17 protein-coding genes and 1 pseudogene are annotated in these 17,594 nt (G+C 66.2%); 12 read left to right on the top strand and 6 right to left on the bottom strand.

Translation table 11 applies throughout. The features are described 5' to 3' along the window. Positions 1–174 precede the first annotated feature (174 nt). From MKK62_RS11835 to MKK62_RS11825, 3 genes are all read right to left on the bottom strand, one after another. Positions 175–1,080 (bottom strand): class I SAM-dependent methyltransferase, encoded by a 906-nt coding sequence (locus tag MKK62_RS11835; RefSeq protein ID WP_240260901.1) that lies wholly within the window; start codon positions 1,078–1,080, stop codon positions 175–177. A gap of 146 nt (positions 1,081–1,226) precedes the next feature. Continuing rightward, positions 1,227–3,020, bottom strand: coding sequence for a thiamine pyrophosphate-requiring protein (locus MKK62_RS11830; protein WP_240260902.1), 1,794 nt, complete (start codon positions 3,018–3,020; stop codon positions 1,227–1,229). A gap of 248 nt (positions 3,021–3,268) precedes the next feature. Then, on the bottom strand, positions 3,269–4,156 hold the full coding sequence (locus MKK62_RS11825; protein ID WP_240260903.1) for an oxygenase MpaB family protein: 888 nt from the start codon (positions 4,154–4,156) through the stop codon (positions 3,269–3,271). Between the two features lie 80 nt (positions 4,157–4,236). Here MKK62_RS11825 and MKK62_RS11820 point away from each other — a divergent pair, with 80 nt between their 5' ends. Then, the gene (locus tag MKK62_RS11820; protein WP_240260904.1) at positions 4,237–4,869 is read left to right on the top strand and encodes a TetR/AcrR family transcriptional regulator; all 633 of its coding nucleotides are present in this window, start codon (positions 4,237–4,239) and stop codon (positions 4,867–4,869) included. Positions 4,870–4,871: 2 nt separating this feature from the next. Here MKK62_RS11820 and MKK62_RS11815 read toward each other — a convergent pair. Then, positions 4,872–5,069: pseudogene (locus MKK62_RS11815) on the bottom strand (VOC family protein); the annotation flags it as partial. A 148-nt stretch (positions 5,070–5,217) separates the two neighbouring features. On the opposite strand from MKK62_RS11815, the gene MKK62_RS11810 reads away from it, so the two are divergent. From MKK62_RS11810 to MKK62_RS11795, 4 genes are read left to right on the top strand one after another with little or no spacing between them, the layout of a single operon-like run. Next, positions 5,218–5,859 carry a TetR/AcrR family transcriptional regulator gene (locus MKK62_RS11810; protein ID WP_434085058.1) on the top strand — a complete coding sequence of 214 codons (642 nt, stop codon included), beginning with the start codon at positions 5,218–5,220 and terminating at the stop codon, positions 5,857–5,859. 1 nt (position 5,860) lies between these two features. Next, positions 5,861–6,994, top strand: coding sequence for an alpha/beta hydrolase (locus MKK62_RS11805; RefSeq protein ID WP_240260905.1), 1,134 nt, complete (start codon positions 5,861–5,863; stop codon positions 6,992–6,994). Beyond that, complete coding sequence (locus tag MKK62_RS26570) at positions 6,970–7,287, top strand: hypothetical protein (protein ID WP_434085057.1); 318 nt, start codon at positions 6,970–6,972, stop codon at positions 7,285–7,287. The genes MKK62_RS11805 and MKK62_RS26570 overlap by 25 nt, the downstream gene beginning before the upstream one ends. Next, on the top strand, positions 7,265–9,463 hold the full coding sequence (locus MKK62_RS11795) for an acyl-CoA dehydrogenase family protein (protein ID WP_240260906.1): 2,199 nt from the start codon (positions 7,265–7,267) through the stop codon (positions 9,461–9,463). The genes MKK62_RS26570 and MKK62_RS11795 overlap by 23 nt, the downstream gene beginning before the upstream one ends. A gap of 121 nt (positions 9,464–9,584) precedes the next feature. Here the strand turns inward: MKK62_RS11795 and MKK62_RS11790 are convergent, their stop codons facing one another. Then, positions 9,585–9,971: a hypothetical protein gene (locus tag MKK62_RS11790; protein WP_240260907.1), complete on the bottom strand. Its 387-nt coding sequence runs from the start codon at positions 9,969–9,971 to the stop codon at positions 9,585–9,587. 572 nt (positions 9,972–10,543) lie between these two features. Here MKK62_RS11790 and MKK62_RS11785 point away from each other — a divergent pair. Then, positions 10,544–10,864, top strand: coding sequence for a hypothetical protein (locus MKK62_RS11785; RefSeq protein ID WP_240260908.1), 321 nt, complete (start codon positions 10,544–10,546; stop codon positions 10,862–10,864). A 36-nt stretch (positions 10,865–10,900) separates the two neighbouring features. Continuing rightward, positions 10,901–11,410, top strand: a complete 510-nt coding sequence (locus MKK62_RS11780; RefSeq protein ID WP_240260909.1) for a DinB family protein — start codon at positions 10,901–10,903, stop codon at positions 11,408–11,410. Between the two features lie 12 nt (positions 11,411–11,422). Here the strand turns inward: MKK62_RS11780 and fadD2 are convergent, their stop codons facing one another. Continuing rightward, positions 11,423–13,099, bottom strand: a complete 1,677-nt coding sequence (gene fadD2 / locus MKK62_RS11775; protein WP_240260910.1) for a long-chain-fatty-acid--CoA ligase FadD2 — start codon at positions 13,097–13,099, stop codon at positions 11,423–11,425. A 66-nt stretch (positions 13,100–13,165) separates the two neighbouring features. Here fadD2 and MKK62_RS11770 point away from each other — a divergent pair, with 66 nt between their 5' ends. The 5 genes from MKK62_RS11770 to MKK62_RS11750 are packed head-to-tail and all read left to right on the top strand — an operon-like array spanning position 13,166 to position 17,578. Beyond that, positions 13,166–14,422 (top strand): DNA polymerase domain-containing protein, encoded by a 1,257-nt coding sequence (locus tag MKK62_RS11770; RefSeq protein ID WP_240260911.1) that lies wholly within the window; start codon positions 13,166–13,168, stop codon positions 14,420–14,422. A gap of 19 nt (positions 14,423–14,441) precedes the next feature. Further along, positions 14,442–15,425: an ABC transporter substrate-binding protein gene (locus MKK62_RS11765; protein WP_240260912.1), complete on the top strand. Its 984-nt coding sequence runs from the start codon at positions 14,442–14,444 to the stop codon at positions 15,423–15,425. Between the two features lie 46 nt (positions 15,426–15,471). After that, positions 15,472–16,101 (top strand): 5-oxoprolinase subunit B family protein, encoded by a 630-nt coding sequence (locus tag MKK62_RS11760; protein WP_240260913.1) that lies wholly within the window; start codon positions 15,472–15,474, stop codon positions 16,099–16,101. Positions 16,102–16,104: 3 nt separating this feature from the next. Further along, complete coding sequence (locus tag MKK62_RS11755) at positions 16,105–16,983, top strand: 5-oxoprolinase/urea amidolyase family protein (protein WP_240260914.1); 879 nt, start codon at positions 16,105–16,107, stop codon at positions 16,981–16,983. A gap of 49 nt (positions 16,984–17,032) precedes the next feature. After that, positions 17,033–17,578: a GNAT family N-acetyltransferase gene (locus tag MKK62_RS11750; RefSeq protein WP_240260915.1), complete on the top strand. Its 546-nt coding sequence runs from the start codon at positions 17,033–17,035 to the stop codon at positions 17,576–17,578. The last annotated feature ends 16 nt before the right edge of the window (positions 17,579–17,594 follow it).

Genomic DNA, 17,594 nt, shown 5'->3' with positions numbered 1-17,594 from the left:
GCGGGTGGCCTCGACGACCCGAACGTCAAAGCCCAAGCGCTGCACGTCAAACCGCATGCGGGCCGGTTTGCGAAGCATTTCGGGCACGCCGAGAGGAATGGCCGTCACCGCTCCCCCTCGACCGGCTTAATGAAAATGAATGTCATTAGCCGAGAACTGTACGCCATTACGGCCTCACCGCTTCACGGCCCTGACCAAGGTGTTGCGAGCGACCATGGGTCCGGCCTCGATGTCCGGGCCGGGCACCGGGCGGCCCACCTCGCGGAGGTAGTCGGCCAGCGGTGTCGCGACCGCAGTCCAGCCGTGCTCGCCGAGCCACTGCTGCGCGGGGGCGTGCTGCTCGTTGTAGACCAGTTGGAAGAACAACCGCTCGTCCCCCTCTGCCCGAGCCGCACGCTCCTCCTCGACCGCAGCCGCGAACGCCTCGGCCGGCATCGGCGCCGCGTCTTCCACGGCGACGTGGCTTCCAGAGCTGGCCAGTGCATCGATGCCGCTGAACAATTGCTCCTGGGCTGCAGCAGGTAGATAGACGAGTAGCCCCTCGGCGATCCAGGCCGAAGGTTGCGTCGGGTCGAAACCGCTGTCCCGCAATGCCTGCGGCCAATCCTCGCGGAGGTCGATCGCGACCTCACGACGATCGGCATTCGGCGTCGCACCCAGGTCGGTAAGTACCGTGCGCTTGAAGTCGAGCACCTGCGGCTGGTCCAATTCGAAGATCGTGGTGCCGTCCGGCCACGGCAGCCGGTAGGCCCGCGAGTCCAAACCTGCGGCCACGAGCACGATTTGGCGCACCCCGGCGTCGGCGGCCTGCCGGAAATAGTCGTCGAAGTAGCGGGTGCGAGCAGCCTGGTAATCGACGAAGTACGGACCGAAATCAGGCGTTTTCAGTTGATGGTCGGGCCTGCCGCCGTCCAGTACCTCGGCGGCCGACCCGCCGACCGCACGGCAGAACACCGCGGCAAACGGGTCGATGGCAAGCGGATCTGGCTTCTGCGCTTCCAATGCTCGAGCGGTCGCCACGAATAACGCGGTCGAACCGACGCTTGTTGTGATGTCCCAGTTGTCGTCGTCAGTACGCACGGCAACCGACCCTACGCTCGCGCAAGGGAACCCAGATATCGCCCGATCCAGCCACGACGGCATTCAATACGACGGTGCGTCGTAGATACAAGACCCCGATCGGGTAGGGGGTATTCGGTTCTCGAGTCAGACGCTGACCGCCGCGCTCAGCTCTTTTTGTGCGGAAGAAACTCCTGCGCCTTGGTCTTCAGCCCGGTTTTGACGAACCCGACCCGATCCTCGTCGCCGGCCAGCACGGCGGTGGTTGCCGCCTTGAATTGCTCCCAGGTGGCATGCGGCGGGATGGGCGGCATGTCGGGGTCGGTGTAGACATCCAGCACGGTGGGCCGGTCAGCCGACAACGCATCGCGCCATACGTCCGCGAGCTCCTCGGGATCCTTGACAGACCGGGCGTTGAGCCCGAGACCGGCCGCGAATGCCGCGTAGTCGACGTCGGGCAGGGTCTGCGACTCGGCGAACTTCGGCGATCCGGCCATCGCCCGCATCTCCCAGGTCACCTGGTTGAGGTCGTTGTTGTGCAGAATGGCCACGATCAGCCGAGGATCGGCCCATTCCTGCCAGTACCGTTTGATCGTGATCAATTCGGCCATGCCGTTCATCTGCATGGCCCCGTCCCCGCTGAACGCGATGACCGGGCGCTCAGGCACCGCGAACTTGGCTCCGATCCCGTAGGGGACCGCCGGTCCCATCGTGGCCAGGGTCCCGGACAGCGAACCGCTAATCCCATCCCGGAAGCGAAGATTACGCGCATACCAGTTCGCCGCCGAGCCGGAATCCGCTGTCACGATGGCGTTTTCGGGCAGTTGCGGCGACAACTCGGAAAACAGTCGCAACGGATTGATCTGCTCGGTGCCGACCATCGCCTCCTTGTCCATCGTTTCCCACCACCGCGCCACGTTTTTTTCGATGGCCTCACGCCACGACCTGTCTTCCTTGCGCCGAAGCAGCGGGATGAGAGCGCGCAACGCGGATTTCGCGTCGGCGACGAGGTTGATCTCGTAGGGATAGCGCATGCCGATGAAACGGCCGTCGACGTCGATCTGCACCGACCGGCACTGGCCGAAATCGGGCAGGAACTGGCTGTACGGGAAGCTGGATCCCACGGTCAGCAGCGTGTCGCAGTCGCGCATCATCTCGTAGCTGGGGCGAGTGCCGAGCAGGCCGATGGATCCGGTCACCCAGGGCAGCTCGTCGGACAACACGTCCTTGCCCAGCAGCGCCTTCGCCGCACCAGCGCCAAGCAGATCGGCGACGGTGGCCAGTTCCTCGCGTGCCGCGCGGGCCCCGGTGCCGACCAGCATGGCGACCTTCTTGCCATCGTTGAGTAGGGCGGCGGCGCGGGCGACGGCGTCGTCGTCGGGGGCGATCGCCGGCCATTCGATGCCGAGGCTGGACGGCACCATTTTGAAGGCGTGCGTGGGCGGCGAGTAGGGCAACTCCTGCACATCGGCCGGGATGATCAGCGCCGTCGGCACCCGTTGCGTCAGCGCCACCCGGATCGCGCGGTCGAGGACATTCGGCAACTGCTCCGGGACGGTGACCATCTGGACGTAGTCGCTGGCGACGTCCTTGAACAGGCTCAGCAAGTCGACCTCTTGCTGGTAGGACCCGCCCATCGCGCTGCGGTTGGTCTGCCCGACGATGGCCACCACCGGCACATGGTCAAGTTTGGCGTCGTAGAGACCGTTGAGCAGGTGGATCGCGCCAGGCCCCGACGTGGCCATACAGACCCCCACCCGGCCGGAGAATTTCGCGTAGCCCACCGCCTCGAAGGCGCTCATCTCCTCGTGCCGCGACTGAATGAACTTCGGCTGGTTGTCGGCCCGCCCGAAGGCTCCCAGAATGCCGTTGATGCCGTCACCGGGATAGCCGAAGACGTGCTCGACATCCCACGCTCGCAGCCGCTCGAGTAGGTAGTCGGCGACATCCTGCTTCGACATGAATTCCCTTTCTGCTCAGACCGGCCGCATTGCCGAAACAACTCCAAAGGTGTTGCCGAAGGGCAAGCGCTCTAAGTGGCTCGCTTCGCCCGCCGCTTCTTGGCGCGTGCGGCGGGTCTCCTACGCCGTGCAGCCACGCGGTCGCACGCAACACCCGCAGCGGCGGAGTTCGGAGACCGCTCGTTGGCGGTAAGTACCCGCTATCGCCCGCATTACTCCTCTGCGGGATATCGGCAGCCGCCGAGGAACTAGATCAAGGGACGGCCGGCTTTGATCCGGCGATCCAGATCCCACAGCAAGAGGTTGAAGGGAAAGCGCCGGACAGGTTGCGGCAGGGCATTGTTCAGTGTGCGCAGGGCGCCGATCACCCGGTCGAACCGGCGTTGCGTCCGGGCGTCCCAGGCGAACTGCATCTCGTCGCGGAAGCGCTGCGGCAAAAAGCCGGTGGTCAGCAGCAGACCGAGCTTCTCGGGCTGCCGGCGTATGACATCGGGTAGGCGCAGCTTCTGAATGCGGCCCACCGCAATCGGATACAGGTACTCACGGACGGCGTCATCGATGTGAACCTTGTCGAGCTGGTCGTTCCAGTAGCGGTCGAACGCGGCCCGGTCGGCCGGCCATCTCTCCGGCGGCACCTGCAGTGTCGAGCCGAGCACGACTGCCTCTTGGTAGTGGCGGTCGGCGTCGGCGTCGTCCATTTCACCGATGAACGTGCGGTAGAAGTCCACCCCGCCCTTGTAGAGGCAGGCCGCCACCCACAGCTGCAGATCGACGTCGAACGCGTTGTACTGGACCGGGCTGTCCGGAGTCGAATACACCTGGGCGTGAGCGCGATTGACCGCCCGCCGAAACGCCGCCCTCTGGGTGTCGCTGCCCGCCATCGCCACCGCCAGGTAGGTGAACGTGGTGCGCGCCCGCTTGATCGGGTGCAGATCGATGCGGCCGCTCTCCACTCGGCTCTCCATCACCCCATAGCCGACGCCTGGCCGGGCCAGCTGCATGATCACGTTTGCCGGACCCAGCAGCAACGCCATCCCCATCAAGGTGTCGTCGAGTCGAGGGGTGCGCCGGGGCCGACTGATGGGCGGCGCGCTGACCGGGCGCTCGACGTGCCGTATGGGTTCGCTGACCGTCATCGCCCACCTGTCCGCTAAATGTGGAAACGCGTGTTTCCTGATATTGCAGTGCCACGTGGACGGGTGTCAAGATGGCATTCGTGTCCACGGTCCCCCCGGCGCGCGCGCGACCCTATCGCGGCGTCGATGCCGCCGAGCGGTTGGCGGCCCGCCGCGCGAACCTGCTGGACGCGGGCCTGGACCTACTCGGTGCCGACGAACCGGCGGAGTTGACTGTGCGCGCCATCTGCCGGCGGGCCGGGGTGGCGGCCCGCTACTTCTACGAGAGCTTCGCCGATAAGGACGAACTGGTCGCGGCCGTGTTCGACTGGGTGATCGCCGACCTCGCCGCCACCACCGAGGCCGCGGTGGCGGCCGCGCCGCCAAGCGAACAAACCCGGGCCGGTATGGCCAACATCGTCCGGGCCATCAACGAGGACCCCAGAGTCGGCCGGCTGCTGTTCAGCGCGCAGCTGGCCAACGTCGTGCTAGTCCGCAAGCGGGTCGAGTCCAGCGCGCTGTTCGCCATGTTGTCCGGCCGCTACGTCGAGAATGCGCTTCGGGTACCCGAGAACGACCGGATCAAGGCCGCCGCCCATTTCGTAGTCGGCGGGGTGGGACAGACCATCAGCGCCTGGCTGGCCGGCGACGTGCGACTCGACCCGGAGCAACTGGTCGACCAGCTGGCGTCGTTGCTCGACGAGCTGGCCGACCCGCGCCTGTACCGCGACTGACGCTAACGGGTTGCTGGGATACGCCGATCAGCCGATGTCTTGGGCACGGCTCGGGCGTCGTTAGCGGTGAATGCCTTCACCCAGCGGGCGAACTCGAGTGTGATGCCATCGGGGTCCTGGAAGTAGAACGGACGCACATAAACGCCGGGATGCAACGTGGCCGCGACCTGTCGCTCGCTTTCGTCGTGGTTGAGGACCGGGGTTGCGGTTGTGCGATTTGATCATCCCCAGACTCCCATTTCGCGGCGGAGATCAGAATCTGAACCTAACATCAGATTCAGGTCTATTCCACAAAAGCGCCGTTCCCGGGTCGATGGCGTCCGCGGTCACGACGAAGGAGGCCAGTCGGTGTCTACCGTGTCCGATTCATCGACCCGTCGTGTGCCGCTTCCGACGAATCGTGGCCGACAGACCCGAGCCGCCATCGACGCGGCCGCCCGAACAGTGATCGCCCGCAAGGGCATTCTGGCCACCACCGTCGCCGACATCGCCGGCGAAGCCGGCCGGTCGACGGCGTCGTTCTACAACTACTACGACTCCAAAGAAGCCATGGTGCGCGAATGGGCACTGAGGTTCCGCGACGAGGTCGGCGAGCGGTCTAAACCGGTTACGCAGCATGGACTTTCGACGCGGCAACGGGCCTGCCAATTCGCGGCAGCGCACTGGCACACCTACAAGCACAGGCTGGCAGAGATGATCAGCGTCTCACAGCTGGCCATCGTCAACGAAGACTTCGCCCGGTACTGGGCCGAACTTTGCGCCATCCCAATCGATTTCATCACCGAGACGGTGCGGCGCGCACAAGCCGAAGGATACTGCGCCGGCGACGACCCGCAACTGGTCGCCGTCGCGATCGTCGCAATGCTGAACCAATTCTGCTATCTGCAGCTGACCGATTCGGGCTCCGGCGACCCGCCCGACGACGACGCGTGCATCGCCACCCTGGCCAACATCTTCTACCGCACCATCTACTACAAGGAGGACCGCTGAGGTGACTCGTTCCACCGGCACCCCCGGAGTCGTCCGCGAATTCATCGGCCTCCCCTCGCCGACCGGCAGGCGCGCCGGCGCCGGCGGCCATCCGTGCCAGGGGCTGTATTACCGCGGCGTCGGGCGCAAGCCGAAGGTCGCGGTGATCGCGACCCACTATCAGATCGACTTCTCCGAGCACTACCTCGCCGACTACCTCGCGACTCGCGGCATCGGATTCCTTGGGTGGAACACCCGGTTCCGCGGATTCGAGAGCAGCTTTCTGCTGGACCACGCCCTCGTCGACATCGGCGTCGGGGTGCGCTGGCTGCGTGACACCCAAGCAGTGGAAACCATCGTGCTGCTGGGTAATTCGGGCGGAGGATCGCTGATGGCCGCGTACCAGGCGCAGGCGACCGACCCGCACGTGACACCGGTGCCCGGCATGCGGCCCGCGGCCGGCCTGACCGATCTGCTGCCCGCTGACGGCTACGTCGCCAGCGCTGCGCACCCGGGCCGGCCCGACGTGCTGACGGCCTGGATGGATGCCTCGGTGACCGACGAGAGCGATCCGATCGCGACCGACCCCAAGCTCGATTTGTTCGACGAGCGCAACGGGCCGCCGTTTTCACCGGACTTCTTGAAGCGCTACCGATCCGCACAGATCGCGCGCAACCACGCGATCACCGACTGGGTCGAGACCGAGCTGAAGCGAGTCCGGGCCGCAGGGTTCTCCGACCGCCCGTTCACCGTGATGAGAACCTGGGCCGACCCTCGGATGGTCGATCCGACGATCGAGCCTACGCAGCGTCAGCCCAACATGTGCTACGCCGGATTGCCGGTCAACGCCAACCGATCGGCGCACGGCATCGCCGCGGCGTGCACGCTGCGCAGTTGGCTGGCGATGTGGAGTCTGCGTACCGCGCAGACCCGGGCCGAGCCACACCTGACACGGATCACCTGCCCCGCCCTGGTCATCAACGCCGAGGCCGATACCGGCGTCTTCCCCTCCGACGCCCAACGTATCCACGACGCGCTGGCCAGCACGGACAAGTCCCAATACTCGATCAACACCGACCACTACTTCACCACGCCCGGGGCGCGCAGCGAACAAGCTGACACCATTGCCAAATGGATTTCCAAAAGGTGGCGCTGACGGTTCTGGCGCACTTCACTCCGGGTCCGAAGGTGCTCGATTTCCCTGCGCCGGAAGTCGATTGGCTCGACGTTCGGTGTGCGAACAACGTCGCGCTCACGCCGCACGTCACCCGGTCCACCGTCGATACCATGCGGCGCTATTTGGTCGACGCCCTCGCCAATTGCCGCCGGTTGCCGAGACGGGTAACAGCTAGCCCATGTGGTGAACCAACCCACCGGTTGTTAGCTTGGGTTTCACCGGAACCCGGAATTCCAAGGAAGGCGACCAATGCCGATCGCAATCAATCCTGAGCATCAAGAGCTGGCCGATTCCGTGCGGTCGCTGGTGGCGCGGGTGGCGCCGTCGGAGGTTCTGCACGCCGCCCTCGAGACACCCGTCGAGAACCCGCCGCCGTTCTGGCAGGCCGCGGCCGACCAGGGGTTGCAGGGGCTACACCTGGCCGAATCCGTTGGCGGACAGGGGTTTGGCATTCTCGAACTGGCCGTCGTGCTCGCCGAGTTCGGCTACGGCGCCGTTCCCGGCCCGTTTGTCCCATCGGCCATCGCCAGCGCGCTGATCTCGGCTCACGACCCCGACGCGCCGGTGCTGGCGGAGCTGGCGTCCGGATCCGCGATTGCGGCGTACGCGCTGACTTCCGGACTGACCGCGACACGGCAGGGCAGTTCCTTGGTGATCCGCGGCGAGGTCCGCGCGGTACCGGCGGCCGCGCAGGCCTCGCTGCTCGTATTGCCGGTGGCCTTCGACGGCGGTGAAGGATGGGCAGTGCTGCCCGCCGACCAGCTTGAGATCGAGCCGGTCGCCGGCGTCGACCCGCTCCGACCCATTGCTCACGTGCGCGCCAACGCCGTCGAAGTTCGCGACGACGTCGCGTTGAAAAACCTGACCGGGGCGACCGCACACGCGCTGATCTCCACGCTGCTGTCGGCCGAGGCGGTGGGCGTGGCGCGCTGGGCGACCGATACCGCTTCGGACTACGCCAAGATTCGCGAGCAGTTCGGGCGGCCGATCGGCCAATTCCAGGCCGTCAAGCACAAGTGCGCCGAGATGATCGCCGACACCGAGCGCGCGACGGCCGCAGTGTGGGACGCGGCCCGCGCGGTCGACGAGGCTCGCGAAAGCGGTTGGGACATCGAAGTTTCCAATGCCGTGTTCGCCGCCGCGGTGGCCGCGACACTGGCGCCGGCCGCGGCTCAGCGGTGCACCCAGGACTGTATCCAGGTGCATGGTGGCATCGGGTTCACCTGGGAGCACGACACGAATGTCTACTACCGCCGGGCGCTCGTGATCGCCGCCGGCTTCGGACGCAGGGCCGCCTACCCGCAGCGGGTGGTCGACACCGCCACCAGCACCGGGATGCGCGCCCTGGACATCGACTTGGACCCCGACACCGCGAAGCTGCGCGACGAGATCCGCGCGGAAGTGGCCGGGCTGAAAGAAATTCCACGCGAAGAACGCAACACCGCGATCGCGGAAGGCGGGTGGGTGCTGCCGTACCTGCCGAAACCATGGGGACGCGATGCCAACCCCGTCGAGCAGATCATCATCGCCCAGGAGTTCAACAGCGGACGGGTCAGACGGCCACCGCTCGGGATCGCCGCCTGGATCGTGCCGTCAATCGTCGCGTTCGGCACCGAGGAGCAAAAGCAGCGTTTCCTGCCGCCGACATTCCGCGGCGAAATGATCTGGTGCCAGCTGTTTTCCGAGCCGGGCGCGGGATCCGACCTGGCCGGCTTGAGCACCAAGGCGACCAAGGTCGACGGCGGCTGGCGCATCACCGGGCAGAAGATCTGGACCACCGCGGCACAGTTCTCGAAGTGGGGCGCGCTGCTGGCCAGGACGAACCCGTCGGCACCCAAACACAACGGCATTACCTACTTCCTAATGGACATGAAAAGCGAAGGCGTGGAGGTCAAGCCGCTGCGTGAACTCACGGGCGGGGCGATGTTCAATACGGTGTTCATCGACGACGTGTTCGTCCCCGACGAATTGGTGCTCGGCGAGGTCGACCGCGGCTGGGAAGTCAGCCGCAACACGCTGACGGCGGAACGGGTGTCGATCGGCGGCAGCGAGGCGCCCTTTCTCGCCAGCCTCGATCAATTCGTCGAGTTCGTCCGCGACGGGCACTTCGATCAGGTCGCGCAGAATCGGGCCGGGCAGCTGATCGCCGAGGGGCACGCGGCCAAGGTGCTCAACCTGCGCTCGACGCTGCTGACGCTGGCCGGTGGCGACGCGATGCCGTCAGCCGCAATCTCCAAACTGCTGTCGATGCGCACCGGCCAGGGTTACGCCGAATTCGGGGTGTCCTCGTTCGGGGCCGACGGCGCGATCGGCGACCCGGAACAGCCGCCGGGTAGATGGGCCGAATACCTGTTGGCAAGCCGCGCGACGACTATCTACGGCGGCACATCGGAAGTGCAACTCAACATCATCGCGGAGCGGCTGCTCGGGCTGCCCCGCGACCCGTAGCCCACCACGCAAAAATCCACGCCGTCCGACGATGGTCAGAGCGGCGTGGATGGGCCGGGGGCGGCCGGCCTCGTTTGTCCAAGAACGAGGCCGGCCTTATTCCCCCCCGATCGCTGGGGCGTCACCACCAACCGTGGTGACCGCCCCAGAAGCCCGGATGCCCCCAGAAGCCGACCGGGCGGCCCCATCCGGGACGACCCCAGCCCCAGCCGTGGCCCCAGCCGCCGGGGTGGCCCCACCCGGGGCGACCCCAACCGCCGTGGCCCCAGCCTCCATGGCCCCAACCACCGTGACCGCCGCCCCAGCCGTGGCCGCCGCCCCAGCCGTGGCCACCGCCTGGCCGTAGGGGTAGCGGCGCATCGTGCATCGGGCCGACTACCGCGGGCATCGGTGCGGCCGGCGCGGCGTTGGCTGCGGGCGTGGCACCGAAAAGCATCGCGCCTGCCACCGCGCCTGCGCCGACTGCGCCGGCGGCGACACGGCGGGCTGAAGAGAGTGAAAACAACACTTGCTTGCTCCTTCACGATTCGGGTGACTGACACCACGAACGTTAAGTGTCATTCCTTAGCAAACGCTGAATAAGTTTGTTAATTAGTCTGAGAATGTAGATATGCGCTGTGACCAGCTAATGGCCCGTATAAGCTCTATGTCTACTGAATACGCCATTTCTCACTTTACTGGCCTCAGGACTTCAGGACCTCCGACGATACTGGTTTCAGTAGTCACTGATTGACTATTGTCGCAGGTCAAACGACAAGTCATCGTATACTGACGTCAGTACCTACGGGCATGCGCAATTCAGCAATTACAGGCCTATGAGTTTCCCCGTATCTCGCAGGGTACGGTTTATCAATTCAATATAGCGAACTTTGCACGCGACAAAATGGATTAGTGTTATCTAACTGCGCGTGATCGCTAGCAACGTGAGATCGCCGAGCCACCAGTGACGGCCCGATCGAGCGCACAGCGGCGGGAGACAGATCCAGGCGGCGTGCCGATGCTGCACGTCGGCACCATCACAGCCATACTTATCTCCTGATCTACTGAACGCTCGCGCCAATCGAGAAGGTCGTCAGTCGCATGGATTCCAGTTCACCGTCGTTCCGCGCCAAGCCGCCCTCGCGCGCCGACGGCTCGGCGCAGACCGAACGCTTCTCCAGCATCCGGAACAACGAGCGACAGAAACCCGAGCCGCCGTCTCGCGGCCAGCGCACCCGGCGCACCGTCGACCTATCGCCCGCCACTCATCGAGCCCTCGACATCTGGCAGCGCGATGCGGCCGACCGTCTCGGCTACGCCCGGGTCACCGGTCAGGAGGTGATCAGCGCGCTCATCGAGCTGCTGCTGCGCGATGCCAAGCTGTCCGCCGAGGTCACCCGATACATTCGCGAACACCGCTGATCTTTCCGTCGACGCGGCGATGCTAGCTTCGGGCTCATGGCCGAGATTCAACGTCCCGATCGTCGTGAGCACGCGCTCAGCGGCGAACGCCCGACCTTGGAAGCGTTCCTCGACGACTACCGAGACATCGTCGTATGCAAGGCATCCGGGCTATCGGACGTGGACGCCCGTCGCCATCTTGTTCCGTCGCCGACCACGGTCGGGGGCCTGGTCAAACACCTGCGGTGGGCGGAATACGGCTGGTTCGACCAATTCCTGCAGGGGCGTCTCGACGACAACCGGCGTACCCACGAGCGGTCCTGGGAGTTCGAGCTGCAGCCCGACGAGTCACTGCCGACCCTGATCTCCGAATATCAGGCGCAATGCGCGGAGTCCCGCCGCATCGCCGCAAATTATCCGCTGGACCACGAGCTGTGGCACGGCCGACTCGGGACGACGGTTTCGCTGCGGTGGATCTACGTGCACATGATCCAGGAGATCGCCCGCCACGCGGGACAGATCGACATCCTGCGCGAACAACTCGACGGCGAAACGGGTTTCGACTAGTCCGGTCCGCCGTTACTCCGCGTCGATCTCGCGCAACTCGCGCTTGAGGATCTTCCCGGTCGGGTTACGTGGGAGCTCGTCGAGGAAGATCACTTCCCGCGGCACCTTGTACTTGGCCAGCTGATCCTTGACGTGCTTCTTGACGGTGTCCTCGTCGAGGCTGGCGTTGTCCTTCTTCACCACGAAGGCGCGCAACCGGTGGCCCCACTCCTTGTCCTCGACGCCGATCGCGGTGGCCTCCACCACGTCGGGGTGTGCGCTGATGCAATCCTCGACTTCGGCCGGGAAGACGTTCTCGCCGCCGGAGACGATCATCTCGTCGTCACGTCCGCTGATGAACAGCAAGCCGTCCTCGTCGAAGTAGCCGACGTCACCGGAGGAAAGCAGCCCGTCGATGACCTGCTTGTTGCCACCACCGGTGTAACCCTCGAACGGAAAGCTGGTGCCGACGAAAATCCGGCCGACCTCACCCTGCGGCAACTCCTTGCCGTTGTCGTCGTAGATCTTGACCTTGACACCCTTGACCGGGGGTCCAGCGGTGCTGGAATTGCGCTTGAGGTGCTTGGGCTGAGCGATCGTGGCGAATGCGATCTCGGTGGAGCCGTACATGTTGTAGAGCACCGGGCCGATGTCCTTGAGCGCCCGCTCCGCGACGTCGGCGCCCAGGGCCGAACCCGAGGCGAAGATGATCCGCAGACTGGACAGGTCGGGCTTTTTGTCCATCTTCTCCAAGGCATCGAGCATGCGCGACAGCATGACCGGCACGACCACGACCGCCGACACCCTGTGCTTCTCGATGTCTTCGAACACCTGCTCCGGCTTGAATTTGCTGTGCAACACCAGGGTTGAGCCCAAGAACATGCCGATCGTGGCGTGCAGGAAACCCAGCGCGTGGAACATCGGCGCCGGCAGCGACGTCACCTCGTTGGCCTTGAACGGAACGTGCGACAGAATGCCGCCGATCGGCGCCAGCGTCGGCGGGGTGCTGCGGTTCGCGCCCTTCGGGGTCCCGGTGGTGCCACTGGTCAAGATGATGATCGACGAGTGCTTGCTCGCCTTCGGGGCCGGCGCCTTGCTGTGCGCGGCAACCAGGTCGGCCAGCGTCTCGTCGGTGCTGCCGGAGTCCTCGCCGTCGGGGTTGGTGTCCAACGCTCGCAGCTTGCCCAACGGCGGATTCGCCTTGCTGACGTCCTCGGTGTACTCGTCGTCGTAGATGATCAGCTTGGCGCCCTCGCGCTCGGACACCTCCTTGATCTGTGGACCCGAGAACGAGCTGTTGAGCAGGATGATGCGGGCTCCGACGCGGGCGCAGCCGAATTCGGCGATCGCGAACCAGCGGTGGTTGCGCGCCAGGATCGCGACGCCGTCACCACCCTTCACGCCCTTGGCGAGCAGCCCGTGGGCAACCGCGTTGGCCGCCTCGTCGAGTTCCTGGTACGTGAGCTCACCGGCGTCGTCGATGATCGCGGCACGGTTCGGTGTCCGCCGGGCGTTGAACGACGGCAGCATGCCGATCTCGCCCCACTTCGCGATCTCGGCAGCCATCGCGGCGTAGTTCAGCGGGTTCTCCAACCGAAACGTGCCGGATTCGACGATCTTGCGGAGGTAATGCAGTTCGGAGACACCGCGTTCTGCGTATTGGTGAACCTTGGCGAGCGCCTGCCCAGGAAGCTCGAAGAGATTAGCCATGTCGCCCACCCTATGTGACGTAGGTCGCACAACGGCCCGAACGCTGTGCCGAATTAGCATGTGCCCATGGCTCCGGTGTCGCTAAACGTCGGCGGGCGCGAAGTCGCGGTGACCCACCCGGACAAGGTGGTCTTTCCCGACAACGGCGGAGCAGGCCCCGTCACCAAGCTCGACCTCATTCGCTACTACCTGGCGGTCGCCGACGGTGCCCTGCGCGGGGTAGCCGGCCGCCCGATGATCCTCAAGCGGTTCGTCAAAGGCATCGACCAGGAGGCTGTCTTTCAGAAGCGCGCCCCGGAGAAGCGGCCCGACTGGGTCGACGTCGCCGAATTGCGTTACGCCCGCGGCACCTCGGCCAGAGAGGCCGTCATTCACGACGCGGCCGGCTTGGCCTGGGCGATCAACCTCGGCTGTGTCGACCTCAATCCTCACCCGGTGCGCGCCGACGACCTCGAACACCCCGACGAGCTCCGGGTCGACCTGGACCCGATGCCCGGGGTCACCTGGCGGCAGATCCTCGACGTGGCGCAGGTGGCGCGCGAGGTGCTCGAGGATTACGGGTTGACCGCCTGGCCCAAGACGTCCGGCTCGCGCGGCTTCCACATCTATGCCCGCATCGCACCGGACTGGTCGTTTCGCCAGGTAAGGCTGGCCGCGCAGACGGTGGCGCGGGAAGTCGAGCGGCGCGCTCCGGAACTGGCCACCAGCCGCTGGTGGAAGGAGGAACGCGAGGGCGTGTTCGTGGACTTCAACCAGAACGCCAAGGACCGCACGGTCGCATCGGCGTACTCGGTGCGCGCGACGCCGGACGCGCGGGTATCCGCCCCGCTGCGGTGGGAGGAGGTCGCCGGCTGCGACGCGGGCGACTTCACGGTCGCGACGATGCCGCTGCGCTACGCCGACATCGGTGACCCGTGGGCCGATATGGACAACGCCGCCGGCGGCCTCGACCGATTGCTCACCCTGGCAGAGGAACTCGGGCCCGCGGAGAGAGCACCGAAGGGCGCGCGGCGGGACGGCTCGGGGCGGCGCCAGTCCATGATGCCGCTCATCGAGGTGGCGCGGACTAAGACCAGGGACGAAGCGATGGCGGCGCTGGATACCTGGCGTGACCGTCACCGATCGGCCGCGGAACTCCTCGAGCCGGCCGACGTGCTGGTCGACGGCATGCGTGGCCCGAGCTCGATCTGGTACCGGATTCGGATCAACCTCCAGCACGTGCCCGAAGACCAGCGGCCGCCGCAGGAGGACTTGATCGCCGACTACAGCCCTTGGACGCGATTGCAGCGATTGCAGGGCTCGAAGGGCGAGCCGGCCCGCTGACCCGCGCTAGGCTCACGCCGTGGACCAGCTATGGGATCGCCGGGGGTTCCTGCGCGCCGGGGCGGCTGCCGGGCTGCTCGCACTCGCGGGATGCTCGTCGGACAAAGCGCCGTCCGCTGAAAGCAGTGGTAGCGGCAACGGACCGGTCACCATCACCCACGCCTTCGGTCAGACGACAATCCCCCAGCCACCCAGGCGCGTGGTCAGCGCCGGCTTCACCGGCCAGGACGACCTGCTCGCGCTCGGGATCGTTCCCGTCGCGGTGACGAACTGGTTCGGCGACCAGCCGTTCGGGATCTGGCCGTGGGCGCAACCCAAGCTCGGCGCGGCGAAACCCGTTGTGCTCAACCTGGACAACGGAATTCAAACCAACCAGATCTCGGCCCTCAAACCCGATCTGATCGTCGCCACCGACGCCGGCCTCGACCAGGACACCTATCAGAAACTCGCCGCGATCGCGCCGACGCTTGCGCAGTCCGGAGCCGACGCGTTCTTCGAGCCGTGGAAGGACCAGGCAAAAGCCATCGGCCAGGCGGTCTTTCAGGCGGCCCCGATGGCGGCCTTGATCAGCGCTGTCGACAAGGGCTTTACCGCGGTCGCCGACAAGTATCCGCAGTTCAAAAACAAGCGGGCAATGCTGCTGGAAGGCACTCTGCACGACGACAACGTCGTCGCGAACACCGGATGGCAGACCGACTTCTTGAAGCAGATGGGGTTGGGCATTCCCGAGAGCCTGGCCGCATTGGCCGTCGATCAGCAACGAGCGTTCATCTCCAAAGACAAGATCAGGTCGGCCCTCGACGATGCCGAGCTGTTGATCTGGACCACCGAGAGCGAGGCCGAGCAGGCTGCGTTGCTGGCCAATCCGGATGTGGCCGCGCACCGTTCGCGCAGCATCTTCACCACCAAGGACCAAGCGGGCGCCATCGCATATGCGTCGCCGCTGAGCTATCCGCTGGTGGCAGAGCAGTTGCCGCCGCTGATCGCCAACATCCTGCATTAGCGCCGAGCGCCTGGCAGCCGGGACCCGGCGGAGTTACCGTCGAGAAATGCAGGCGGGCCCAAGCAGAAGCGTTCTCGACTACGGAGATCAGGCGCTACTGCTCGAATTCGACAGCAGCGCCGAGGTTTTGGCGTGGACGATCGCGCTGCGCGACGCCGCCCTGCCCGGCGTTCTGGATATCGTCCCGGCCGCACGCACGGTCCTGCTCACACTCGACGGCCCCGACCGGCAAAGTGCCGTCCGCCGTCGCCTTCACACCCTCGGCCCACCCTCCGGTGCCGAGACAAGCACGCCAACCGAGTCTCTGCTGATCGACGTGGTCTACGACGGCGCCGATCTCGCCGAGGTCGCACAGCTCACCGGACTAACCACGGCGCAGGTCGTCCGCGCCCACACCGGCGCTCCCTGGACGGTCGGATTCTGTGGATTCGCGCCAGGTTTCGCGTACCTGGTCGGTGGCGACCCACGCCTGGCCGTGCCGCGGCGCTCCGACCCGCGCCCGGCGGTGCCAGCCGGTGCGGTCGGGTTGGCCGGCGAGTTCACCGGCATCTACCCTCGCCGGTCCCCCGGCGGGTGGCAATTGATCGGCCACACCGACGCGGTGCTTTGGGACATCGACCGACCCGAGCCCGCGCTGCTGACCCCGGGCACTCGCGTCCAATTCAGGGCGGCGTAGCGCATGCCAACCTTGGAGATCCAGCGCACCGGACCGTTGGCGGTCGTTCAGGACCTCGGCCGGGTCGGGCTGGCCCATCTAGGCGTCACCCGCTCCGGTGCGGCGGATCGTCGTTCACACACGCTGGCCAACCGGCTGGTCGCCAACCCCGACGACCGCGCCACCATCGAAGTGACGATGGGTGGATTCACGGCACTAGTCCGCGGCGGCGACATCGACATCGCGGTCACCGGCGCCGACACACACGCCGCGGTCGATTCAACCCCGTTCGGCGCCAACAGCATTCGGCATGTCCGCGAGGGACAGACGATCTCCTTCGGTGTCCCCGAGTCCGGGCTGCGCAGCTACCTGGCGGTACGTGGCGGCATTGACGTGGCGCCGGTGCTCGGCTCGCGAAGCTACGACGTGCTGTCAGGCATCGGTCCGCCGCCGCTGCGCGCCGGCGACGTGCTGCAGGTCGGGGAACACACCGAGGACTATCCCGAAGTCGACCAGGCCCCGGTAGAGCCGATCGCCCGTCAACTCGTCCACTTGTCGGTGATACCTGGTCCGCGCGACGACTGGCTCGCTGATGCCGACGCACTGGTACACACCGTCTGGACGGCGTCGGACCGCAGCGACCGGGTGGGTCTGCGACTCCAGGGACGCCCGATGGCGCACCGCGACCCGAGTCGACAACTGCCCAGTGAGGGCGCGGCCCGAGGCGCAATTCAGTTGCCGCCCAATGGCTTACCGGTCATTCTGGGCCCCGACCACCCGGTCACCGGGGGTTACCCTGTGGTAGGCGTGATCACCAACCGCGACATCGACCGAGTCGCCCAGCTGCGTCCCGGCCAGCCCGTACGCCTGCACTGGTCACGTCCGCGATCCGTACCGGCCTAGGTCTCGCCTTCTGCTAGCGGCAGACGGACCGACCTGGTAGACCAGCAGTGTGCCCACCCAGGTTCACACCGCTCGCCTGGTTCACACCGCAGATCTGGAAAGTGACGCGCGGCAGCGTGCCCACGCGATGGTCAGCGAAGCCTTCGGCGGCGACTTCACCGAGACCGACTGGGAGCACGCCCTGGGCGGTATGCACGCGCTGATCTGGCATCACGGCGCGATCATCGCGCACGGCGCCGTCATCCAGCGACGCATGCTTTACCGCGGCGCCGCGCTGCGCTGCGGCTACGTCGAAGCCGTTGCCGTGCGCGAGGATTGGCGCGGCCAGGGGCTGGCCATCGCCATCCTCGACGCGTGCGAGCAGGTGATCCGCGGCGGCTACCAACTGGGTGCGCTGAGCTCCTCGGATCGGGGTAGGCGGCTCTACACGTTGCGTGGCTGGCTGCCGTGGCGCGGGCCCACCTCGGTGCTGGCGCCCACGGGGACGACCAGGACTCCCAACGACGACGGCTCGGTGTTCGTCTTCCCGCTAGGAATCGACCTCGACCCCACCGCGGGCTTGGCTTGCGATTGGCGGGACGGCGACGTCTGGTAGCACCGGGGTCTGTTCG

The sequence above is a fragment of the Mycobacterium paraterrae genome, assembly GCF_022430545.2.
In the GTDB taxonomy this organism is placed as follows: domain Bacteria; phylum Actinomycetota; class Actinomycetes; order Mycobacteriales; family Mycobacteriaceae; genus Mycobacterium; species Mycobacterium paraterrae.
The sequence above is the reverse complement of the archived record's forward strand: the minus strand, read 5'-3'. Positions and strand labels throughout refer to the sequence as shown.

Coding starts and splice junctions, on each gene's coding strand:
- MKK62_RS11830 (WP_240260902.1), bottom strand. CDS start 3,020: ATGTCGAAGCAGGATGTCGCCGACTACCTACTCGAGCGGCTGCGAGCG.
- MKK62_RS11825 (WP_240260903.1), bottom strand. CDS start 4,156: ATGACGGTCAGCGAACCCATACGGCACGTCGAGCGCCCGGTCAGCGCG.
- MKK62_RS26570 (WP_434085057.1), top strand. CDS start 6,970: ATGGATTTCCAAAAGGTGGCGCTGACGGTTCTGGCGCACTTCACTCCG.
- MKK62_RS11795 (WP_240260906.1), top strand. CDS start 7,265: ATGCCGATCGCAATCAATCCTGAGCATCAAGAGCTGGCCGATTCCGTG.
- MKK62_RS11785 (WP_240260908.1), top strand. CDS start 10,544: ATGGATTCCAGTTCACCGTCGTTCCGCGCCAAGCCGCCCTCGCGCGCC.
- MKK62_RS11780 (WP_240260909.1), top strand. CDS start 10,901: ATGGCCGAGATTCAACGTCCCGATCGTCGTGAGCACGCGCTCAGCGGC.
- fadD2 (WP_240260910.1), bottom strand. CDS start 13,099: ATGGCTAATCTCTTCGAGCTTCCTGGGCAGGCGCTCGCCAAGGTTCAC.
- MKK62_RS11770 (WP_240260911.1), top strand. CDS start 13,166: ATGGCTCCGGTGTCGCTAAACGTCGGCGGGCGCGAAGTCGCGGTGACC.
- MKK62_RS11760 (WP_240260913.1), top strand. CDS start 15,472: ATGCAGGCGGGCCCAAGCAGAAGCGTTCTCGACTACGGAGATCAGGCG.
- MKK62_RS11755 (WP_240260914.1), top strand. CDS start 16,105: ATGCCAACCTTGGAGATCCAGCGCACCGGACCGTTGGCGGTCGTTCAG.